Below are 8,162 nucleotides of genomic sequence, written 5' to 3' on the forward strand. Positions count from 1 at the left end.
TCCAGGATTACAGCAGGCATTCACTGAGTGCCTGCTGTAATGTTAAACATTAAAATTTGTATTTATTTCTTATCGTTACAGTCAGGGATCATTCTCAAAAGAGTGTTATCTTTCTGGACGTAGTGATGAAATAACGCTGCACCTGCATGCGCTGCAATTAAAAAGTATCCGACGTTTGCCAGTGTTTCGTGAATATCTTTAATAAGTGATTTTGTTTCCCCGTCAGGAGTAACGAAAGGTGCAATGTTAAAACTTAAGAAACTCCAGTCCTTCCCACCGTAAGCCATAATTGCAATACCTAATAATGGCAGAGTCAAAAAAGAAATGTATAGCAGGATATGCATTATTTTAGCAGCCATCATCTGCCAGGTCGGTGGGGGCGGAGTGATGGCTGGGTCATGATACTTATGTTTAATAATTAATCGTATTATCATTAAAAACCAGACAAATACCCCGGCATTGTAATGTGTTTCTTTCATGAGCAGGTAGGTGTTGCTGCCTTTAGGAAACCAGCCGCGTAGCTCCATAGCTGCATAGGTTATCGCTATTAACATCAGAGTCAGCCAGTGTAAGCGAATCTGAAGTTTTGAGAATTTCATCATTATTGTTTCCTCAAAGGGTGTGTTGCATCGACCATAAAGTATGAAGCTTAACAAATCCTTATTTTCGTTGAGAGATTAAGAAATTGTTATTCCAATGACCTTACGTGAATGTTTTGATGCTTATTATCACTTACGGGGCCTTTCCGGCAATCCGGGCTGTTTCTTGTCGCCTTCCTTTTTCCATTCGTACCAGCCATTAGCAAAGAAAATTGCACGGCCATGCTGCCAGAGTGGTTTAAACATTCTGCGGGTGGCTGCAGTTTCAGATCGTGCATAAATTAGTAGCAGCTTAGACCACCATAGATTGTTACTTATTTGGGGGCAAATGTGGTGGGGGGGAAGGGATAATGTAGCGGGCGATAAAAAGCCGGAATCGCTTACGCTTATCCGGCTTCTGTTCAGCATCTGGGGAGTTGCTGATTACTTCAGTTCATCAACCATGGCGATGGCGCGACCAATATAATTGGCAGGCGTCATTGCTTTCAGGCGAGTTTTCTCTTCTTCCGGCAGTGCCAGACCATCGATAAACTGCTTCATACCTTCGGCGTCAACGCGCTTGCCACGGGTCAGTTCTTTCAACTTCTCGTACGGCTTCTCAATACCGTAGCGACGCATCACGGTCTGAATCGGCTCTGCCAGAACTTCCCAGTTATGATCCAGTTCATCCAGCAGATGATCGCGGTTCACTTCCAGTTTGCTCACGCCCTTCAGCGTGGACTGATAGGCGATCAGCGCATAGCCAATACCTACGCCCAGGTTACGCAGAACGGTAGAATCAGTCAGGTCACGCTGCCAGCGGGAGACCGGCAGTTTGCTCGCCAGGTGCTGCAGAACCGCGTTAGACAGGCCCAGGTTACCCTCAGAGTTTTCGAAATCGATAGGGTTCACTTTGTGTGGCATGGTCGAAGAACCGATTTCGCCCGCGACAGTTTTCTGCTTGAAGTGACCCAACGCAATGTAACCCCAGACGTCGCGATCGAAATCGATCAGAATGGTATTAAAGCGGGCGATGCAATCAAACAGCTCAGCGATGTAATCGTGCGGCTCGATTTGTGTGGTGTATGGATTCCACTGGATCCCAAGCGAAGTGACGAACTCTTCGCTAAACTGATGCCAGTCAACTTCCGGGTAAGCGGCGATGTGGGCGTTATAGTTACCCACAGCACCGTTGATTTTTCCGAGGATTTCAACCTGGTTGAGTTGGCGGTACTGACGCTCCATGCGATACGCCACGTTTGCCATTTCTTTGCCCATCGTTGATGGGGTGGCCGGTTGCCCGTGAGTACGGGAGAGCAGGGGAATATCGCGATATTCAACAGAAAGTGCTGTGACGCCGTCAATCAGTTGACGCCAGTACGGCAGGACTACTTCGTCGCGTGCGGTTTTCAGCATCAGCGCGTGAGACAGGTTGTTGATGTCTTCTGAGGTGCACGCAAAGTGGATAAATTCGGAAACGGAGTGCAGTTCCGGGATATCCGCTACTTTCTCTTTCAGGAAATACTCAACTGCCTTCACATCATGGTTGGTCGTACGTTCAATGGTTTTGATACGCGCAGCATCTTCTTCATTGAAGTTAGCGACGATCGCATCAAGGAAACCGATTGCGTCGGCAGCAAAAGCAGGAACTTCCTTGATCGCTGCGTGCGCGGCCAGTTTTTGCAGCCAGCGTACTTCAACCTGTACGCGGAATTTCAGCAAACCGTATTCGCTGAAAATCCCGCGCAGCGCGCTGACTTTATCGCCGTAGCGTCCATCGACAGGGGAAACGGCGGTCAGTGAGGATAATTCCATAGATCACAACTCCGGGGTTAAATGAGCAAGAATTTGTTTTGCCTGAGTCGTCAGGCGATTACGAGAAAACATGAGTTGCAGACGGCCTCCACCAACCTGATGCCAGAGCACGGCAGCACGGATGCCAGCCAGCAGCGAAGCGCGTACTTTAGCCTGAACCTGCGGGCTCTGGAGGATGGCCGGGGAACCCGTGACCTGAATACGCGGGCCGAGTGGGCTGATGACGTCAACATAAATGCCAGCCATCGCACTCATCAACGTTTCTGACTGCAAATCAAAATGATCCAGCTGGCGCTGCAAGCCGCTGATACGGTCTCCCAGCGTGTCCATAGCGCCCTTGGCCGCTGACAGCTTACGCTCCAGCACCATCAGGCTTAGCGTGTAACGAGTGAGTTCAGCGTTCAGTCCCTGGCGACTGCTGGCGTTCAGTACGCCGAGCATTGTTTCCAGCCCCAAACGCAGGTTGGCCTCGCTGCCGCCAAACACGCCCAGCGTAGAGCTGGGATTCATGTCGATGACACTGTTCAGTGAAACGTGTAATGCATCGGCATCACAATGCCCCTGGTGCGCCAGTTCCTGCACCAGGCGTGCCGACTGGCAAATGCCTGCCAGGGCGAGGGTGATGTCATAATAATTCTTTGCCACGTTCACTGCTTCCTTGTATCAAATGTGTAAGTAATTATACCGGCAGAGGCAATCGTTGTTCGATAATGCCGCCGCCGAGGCACACTTCGCCATTGTAAAAGACAGCCGACTGACCCGGCGTAACCGCCGCGACTGGCTCGTCGAAAATGACTTCAATACGCTCAGCATCCAGTGCCTTAACGGTGCACGGAATGTCGGTCTGACGATAGCGGGTTTTCACCGTACAGCGCATGGTGCCAGTGAACGGTTCGCGATCGACCCAATGCAGCTGTTGCGCCACCAGGCCAACAGACATCAGACGTGGATGTTCATGACCCTGAGCGACAACCAGAATGTTGTTCTCAACGTCTTTATCCACCACATACCATGGATCTTCTGTCCCTTCTTTCGTTCCGCCAATACCCAGACCTTTACGCTGACCCAGAGTGTGGTACATCAGCCCCTGATGCTGGCCAATCTCTTCACCATCAACGGTGATGATTTTGCCTGGCTGAGCCGGCAGGTAGCGACCAAGAAATTCGCGGAACTTACGTTCACCAATGAAGCAGATGCCGGTGGAGTCTTTTTTCTTGGCCGTAATCAGACCAAGGTCTTCGGCAATTTTACGCACCTGCGGTTTTTCCAGTTCACCGACCGGAAACAGGCTTTGCGCGATTTGCTCATGGCCGAGCGTATAGAGGAAATAACTTTGGTCTTTATTACCATCGAGCCCACGCAGCAGGCGACTTTTGCCGTCGACATCTGCGCGACGCACGTAGTGACCGGTGGCGATGTAATCGGCACCTAAATCTTCGGCGGCAAACTCAAGGAAAGCTTTAAACTTAATTTCTTTATTGCACAGAATATCCGGGTTCGGCGTACGACCCGCTTTGTACTCTTCAAGGAACAGTTCAAAGACGTTGTCCCAGTATTCTGCGGCAAAGTTGACGGTATGCAGTTCAATGCCGAGTTTGTCACAGACAGCCTGTGCATCCGCAAGGTCGGCGGCCGCTGTGCAGTATTCCTCGCCATCGTCCTCTTCCCAGTTCTTCATGAACAGGCCTTCTACCTGATAGCCCTGTTGTTGTAACAGCCAGGCAGAAACGGAGGAATCGACACCGCCGGACATGCCGACGATCACTTTTTTTGGGCTTTCAGACATAGGAATACTCACAACATTGAACTTCAAGGCGGCATATTCTAGCACGCAGCCCTTTACTTGACACCCTCTGTAAATGGCCAGTTAAATTCACCGATCATGGACAGCGGGTAGTGCTGGCCGCTCTGATAACAGCGAATACTCTCTGCAACCAACGGCGAACGCAGGTTTGGCGCAGAGAAAATCTCTTCTGCGCTGACCCAACGACAGCAATCAATATCGCTGTCATGGGGCTCAGTAGCGCACATATTGGCAAGCTCGATAGCGAAAAGAAAACGCAAAAAGGGCGTTCTGTCCGGTGCAATCCATTGATGCATACGAACAAAATGCTGTGGCTGTGCTTTAATGCCCGTTTCTTCCCATAGTTCGCGTGCTGCGGCTTGCACCAGCGTTTCGTCGGCTTCCAGGTGTCCTGCGGGTTGATTCCACAAGGCCTTGCCATTGATCGTTTCTTCAACGACTAAGAATTTATCTTCTGCATGCACAATGCAGGCGACCGTGACGTGCGGTTTGAACATGTTTCCCCCTTATTCCTCAGCAAAACCTTCGGCAACATCTGGCCAGCTAATTTCACCGCTGGTCTTGTCGATACTGATATAAGCCACAGGAGGCGACGTTTGTGGGTCGGCCCCTCCGCGACACAATGCAGTTTGATGATCCTCGCGTACGATAATCTCAATGGCCTTTTTAGCATTCCAGCTTTCATAAAAAATACATTGATAGTCGTGACGTAGCCCAAGGGTGGCGACTCTCGTTGCCTTGTCTGTCGACAGCGGGTTGATGTCGTCGCGATAGCGGTCACCGCTGTTTAAAGCCTGTAACTGCGACTTTTTTAACCAGCCGCGTACGATATGGTGATCGGTGGTGTAGTAGACCGCTTCCATAAAATCATCGTTGGATTGTTCTTGTACAGAGACGAGATCGCCGGGCACTAAAAATACGGATGGGCTGCGACACTGTTCGGTTGGCATCACATAGAACCATGCGCGGGCGTCTCCCATTACCTGATAGTGGTTTGCGAAGGAGTAGGGCAAGTACCCACGCTGTGACATCTCTTTATTTGCCCATGCCTGGCAAGACGCGCTTGCTGCAAGCGGACTGGATAACAGTGTTAATCCATCAGCCGAGACCCACCCGGTGGCAAAGGTTCCTTTAGCGTCCCGATAACGTACGTAACGATAAGGCTCATCTTTGGAAAGCATGCCCGTGCTTTTGTAGCGCTGTGAACTCCTGAGCACCTCAACAGTGTCGCCATTGACCATGAACGCGGGGAGTTGACACTCTGTTGCTGGTGCAGAATAGAAATGCAGACGTGAGTCGGTTTTTACTTTGGCAGACTCATAAAGGTAGTTTGCCTCTCCTGCTGCAATTCCGGCAATCGCCTCACAGTCCAGTTTTGCTGAACAAAACGGTGACACGCCGAGCAGGATGAATGCTGCAAAAAGCTGTTTATCCATATTTTTCATTCTTCCCTGTTAACACTCACGTTAAACCGTACGGTTATGATTTCAGTTCCCGCCACTCGCCGTTAGCGAGATTTTCCAGCGTGTAATCACCCATGGCATAGCGGATGAGGCGCAGCGTAGGAAATCCAACATGCGCGGTCATACGACGTACCTGACGGTTGCGGCCTTCATATAAGGTGACTTTCAGCCAAGTGGTGGGGATATTTTTCCGCTCCCGAATCGGCGGATTTCTCGGCCACAGCCATACGGGTTCCTCTACTACCTCAATGCCTGCGGGTAGCGTGGGGCCATCATTGAGCGTTACTCCGGTACGCAGGGCGTCCAACGCTTCTGCCGTCGGCTCGCCTTCAACCTGGACGTAATAAATTTTCCCGGTACGCTTACCGGGTTGCGTTAACCGCGCCTGCAGCGCGCCGTCATTGGTCAGCACCAAAAGCCCTTCGCTGTCCCGGTCGAGTCGGCCCGCCGCATAAATTCCCGGCAAGGGAATAAAATCTTTTAACGTGCTTCTGCCAGCCTCGTCAGTAAATTGTGGCAAAACATCGTAGGGTTTATTGAACAAAACCACGCGTTTTGGCTGGTTTTCTTTACGCTGCTTAGTGACTTGTCGTGAGCTGAATCGCTCAACCCGGTGATTTCTAAAAGAAGTTTTTTGCATGGTATTTTCAGATTATATCAATTGCCGCATTATAGCCTAAGAACGAGTGTCTTTCATGGCGACGAACATTAGGGTAGTATTGACATGCTCATTACAAAACATTAACAAAAAATTGCTCTAACGCATTCGTGCAGCAGGACGCAAACGCACATGCAGCGCGATGACAGACGAGCAGAACCAGAAGCGCTCGAAGGAGAGGTGAATGGAAAGCAAAGTAGTTGTTCCGGCGGAAGGTAAGAAGATCACCCTGCAAAACGGCAAACTCAACGTTCCTGAAAATCCGATTATCCCGTTCATTGAAGGCGACGGTATCGGCGTTGATGTAACCCCACCGATGATCAAAGTTGTCGATGCTGCTGTCGAGAAAGCCTATAAAGGCGAGCGTAAAATCTCCTGGATGGAAATCTACACCGGCGAGAAATCCACTCAGGTTTATGGCCAGGACGTCTGGCTGCCTGCTGAAACCTTAGATCTGATTCGTGAATATCGTGTTGCCATTAAAGGCCCTCTGACCACCCCTGTTGGCGGCGGTATTCGCTCTCTGAACGTAGCTCTGCGTCAGGAACTTGACCTGTATGTCTGCCTGCGTCCGGTGCGTTATTATCAGGGTACACCAAGCCCGGTTAAACACCCTGAACTGACCGATATGGTCATCTTCCGTGAAAACTCCGAAGATATCTACGCGGGTATCGAGTGGAAAGCTGACTCTGCCGATGCTGAGAAAGTGATTAAATTCCTGCGCGAAGAGATGGGTGTGAAGAAAATACGCTTCCCGGAACATTGCGGTATTGGTATCAAACCGTGTTCTGAAGAAGGGACTAAACGTCTGGTACGTGCAGCGATTGAATACGCCATCGCCAACGATCGTGATTCAGTTACCCTGGTACACAAAGGCAACATCATGAAGTTCACCGAAGGCGCGTTCAAAGACTGGGGTTACCAGTTAGCGCGTGAAGAATTTGGTGGCGAACTGATCGATGGCGGTCCATGGGTGAAAATCAAGAACCCGAAAACCGGTAAAGAGATCGTGGTTAAGGACGTCATTGCCGATGCGTTCCTGCAACAGATCCTGCTGCGCCCGGCTGAGTATGACGTGATTGCCTGTATGAACCTGAACGGTGACTACATCTCCGATGCGTTGGCCGCACAGGTTGGTGGTATTGGTATCGCGCCGGGTGCAAACATCGGTGACGAATGCGCACTGTTCGAAGCAACCCACGGTACTGCACCGAAGTATGCAGGTCAGGATAAAGTGAACCCAGGTTCTATCATTCTGTCTGCAGAAATGATGCTGCGCCACATGGGTTGGGTTGAAGCGGCTGACCTGATCGTTAAAGGTATGGAAGGCGCGATTAACGCCAAGACCGTAACTTACGATTTCGAACGTCTGATGGACGGCGCTAAGCTGCTGAAATGTTCAGAGTTTGGTGACGCGATCATCGAAAACATGTAATACAGATTCTGGGTTGTATGAGAACGGGAGCCAAGTGGTTCCCGTTTTTTGTGCCTGCAAAATTCTTCCCCCAAAACTCTCCCCAAAACGTTTCCCCAAAAACCAGGCGTGTTCACCCTGTTTTTACTTCGACAACTATCCAATCCTTACCTCTGTCATCGTTATATTTGTCTGTCATTTTTCTTGATTTGTGTCCCAATAATTTCTGTGTATCAATTCCCTGTTCTCTATATATTCTTTCAGAAAGTGATCGTTGCTCATGAAAGGTTGGGGCGGTTCCTGCCTCCCATTCAATGCCGCATTTATCTCTGGCTTTCTTAAATGTTGTAGGTAATGACTCCAACTTATTGATAGTGTTTTATGTTCAGATAATGCCCGATGACTTTGTCATGCAGCTCCACCGATTTTG

9 protein-coding genes and 2 pseudogenes are annotated in these 8,162 nt (G+C 50.0%); 1 reads left to right on the forward strand and 10 read right to left on the reverse strand.

Annotated elements, in window-relative coordinates; translation table 11 throughout:
• Positions 1 to 62 precede the first annotated feature (62 nt).
• From OGV71_RS03985 to rluE, 8 genes and pseudogenes are all read right to left on the reverse strand, one after another.
• Positions 63 to 602 carry a cytochrome b gene (locus OGV71_RS03985; protein ID WP_071696760.1) on the reverse strand — a complete coding sequence of 180 codons (540 nt, stop codon included), beginning with the start codon at positions 600 to 602 and terminating at the stop codon, positions 63 to 65.
• Positions 603 to 755: 153 nt separating this feature from the next.
• Positions 756 to 1,007: pseudogene (locus OGV71_RS25465) on the reverse strand (SOS response-associated peptidase family protein); the annotation flags it as partial.
• Between the two features lie 15 nt (positions 1,008 to 1,022).
• Complete coding sequence (gene purB, locus OGV71_RS03995) at positions 1,023 to 2,393, reverse strand: adenylosuccinate lyase (RefSeq protein ID WP_071696761.1); 1,371 nt, start codon at positions 2,391 to 2,393, stop codon at positions 1,023 to 1,025.
• A gap of 3 nt (positions 2,394 to 2,396) precedes the next feature.
• Positions 2,397 to 3,038 carry a high frequency lysogenization protein HflD gene (gene hflD / locus OGV71_RS04000; RefSeq protein WP_003841885.1) on the reverse strand — a complete coding sequence of 214 codons (642 nt, stop codon included), beginning with the start codon at positions 3,036 to 3,038 and terminating at the stop codon, positions 2,397 to 2,399.
• 34 nt (positions 3,039 to 3,072) lie between these two features.
• The gene (mnmA, locus tag OGV71_RS04005; RefSeq protein ID WP_003832402.1) at positions 3,073 to 4,179 is read right to left on the reverse strand and encodes a tRNA 2-thiouridine(34) synthase MnmA; all 1,107 of its coding nucleotides are present in this window, start codon (positions 4,177 to 4,179) and stop codon (positions 3,073 to 3,075) included.
• A gap of 53 nt (positions 4,180 to 4,232) precedes the next feature.
• Complete coding sequence (locus OGV71_RS04010) at positions 4,233 to 4,694, reverse strand: NUDIX hydrolase (protein ID WP_061547879.1); 462 nt, start codon at positions 4,692 to 4,694, stop codon at positions 4,233 to 4,235.
• Positions 4,695 to 4,703: 9 nt separating this feature from the next.
• Complete coding sequence (locus tag OGV71_RS04015) at positions 4,704 to 5,642, reverse strand: hypothetical protein (protein ID WP_286532663.1); 939 nt, start codon at positions 5,640 to 5,642, stop codon at positions 4,704 to 4,706.
• Positions 5,643 to 5,676: 34 nt separating this feature from the next.
• Positions 5,677 to 6,300, reverse strand: a complete 624-nt coding sequence (gene rluE, locus OGV71_RS04020; RefSeq protein ID WP_286532667.1) for a 23S rRNA pseudouridine(2457) synthase RluE — start codon at positions 6,298 to 6,300, stop codon at positions 5,677 to 5,679.
• 202 nt (positions 6,301 to 6,502) lie between these two features.
• On the opposite strand from rluE, the gene icd reads away from it, so the two are divergent.
• On the forward strand, positions 6,503 to 7,753 hold the full coding sequence (icd, locus tag OGV71_RS04025) for an NADP-dependent isocitrate dehydrogenase (protein WP_003030769.1): 1,251 nt from the start codon (positions 6,503 to 6,505) through the stop codon (positions 7,751 to 7,753).
• 112 nt (positions 7,754 to 7,865) lie between these two features.
• Here icd and OGV71_RS04030 read toward each other — a convergent pair.
• Positions 7,866 to 8,090, reverse strand: a pseudogene (locus OGV71_RS04030) (tyrosine-type recombinase/integrase); the annotation flags it as partial.
• Between the two features lie 7 nt (positions 8,091 to 8,097).
• Positions 8,098 to 8,162 (reverse strand): IS1 family transposase (locus OGV71_RS04035; protein WP_071603212.1); only part of this gene is annotated, 65 nt, incomplete at its 5' end.

Source organism: Citrobacter sp. Cf088 (assembly GCF_030334295.1).
GTDB lineage: Bacteria > Pseudomonadota > Gammaproteobacteria > Enterobacterales > Enterobacteriaceae > Citrobacter > Citrobacter freundii.

Coding starts and splice junctions, on each gene's coding strand:
- OGV71_RS04015 (WP_286532663.1), bottom strand. CDS start 5,642: ATGAAAAATATGGATAAACAGCTTTTTGCAGCATTCATCCTGCTCGGC.
- OGV71_RS03985 (WP_071696760.1), bottom strand. CDS start 602: ATGATGAAATTCTCAAAACTTCAGATTCGCTTACACTGGCTGACTCTG.
- mnmA (WP_003832402.1), bottom strand. CDS start 4,179: ATGTCTGAAAGCCCAAAAAAAGTGATCGTCGGCATGTCCGGCGGTGTC.
- OGV71_RS04010 (WP_061547879.1), bottom strand. CDS start 4,694: ATGTTCAAACCGCACGTCACGGTCGCCTGCATTGTGCATGCAGAAGAT.
- purB (WP_071696761.1), bottom strand. CDS start 2,393: ATGGAATTATCCTCACTGACCGCCGTTTCCCCTGTCGATGGACGCTAC.
- icd (WP_003030769.1), top strand. CDS start 6,503: ATGGAAAGCAAAGTAGTTGTTCCGGCGGAAGGTAAGAAGATCACCCTG.
- rluE (WP_286532667.1), bottom strand. CDS start 6,300: ATGCAAAAAACTTCTTTTAGAAATCACCGGGTTGAGCGATTCAGCTCA.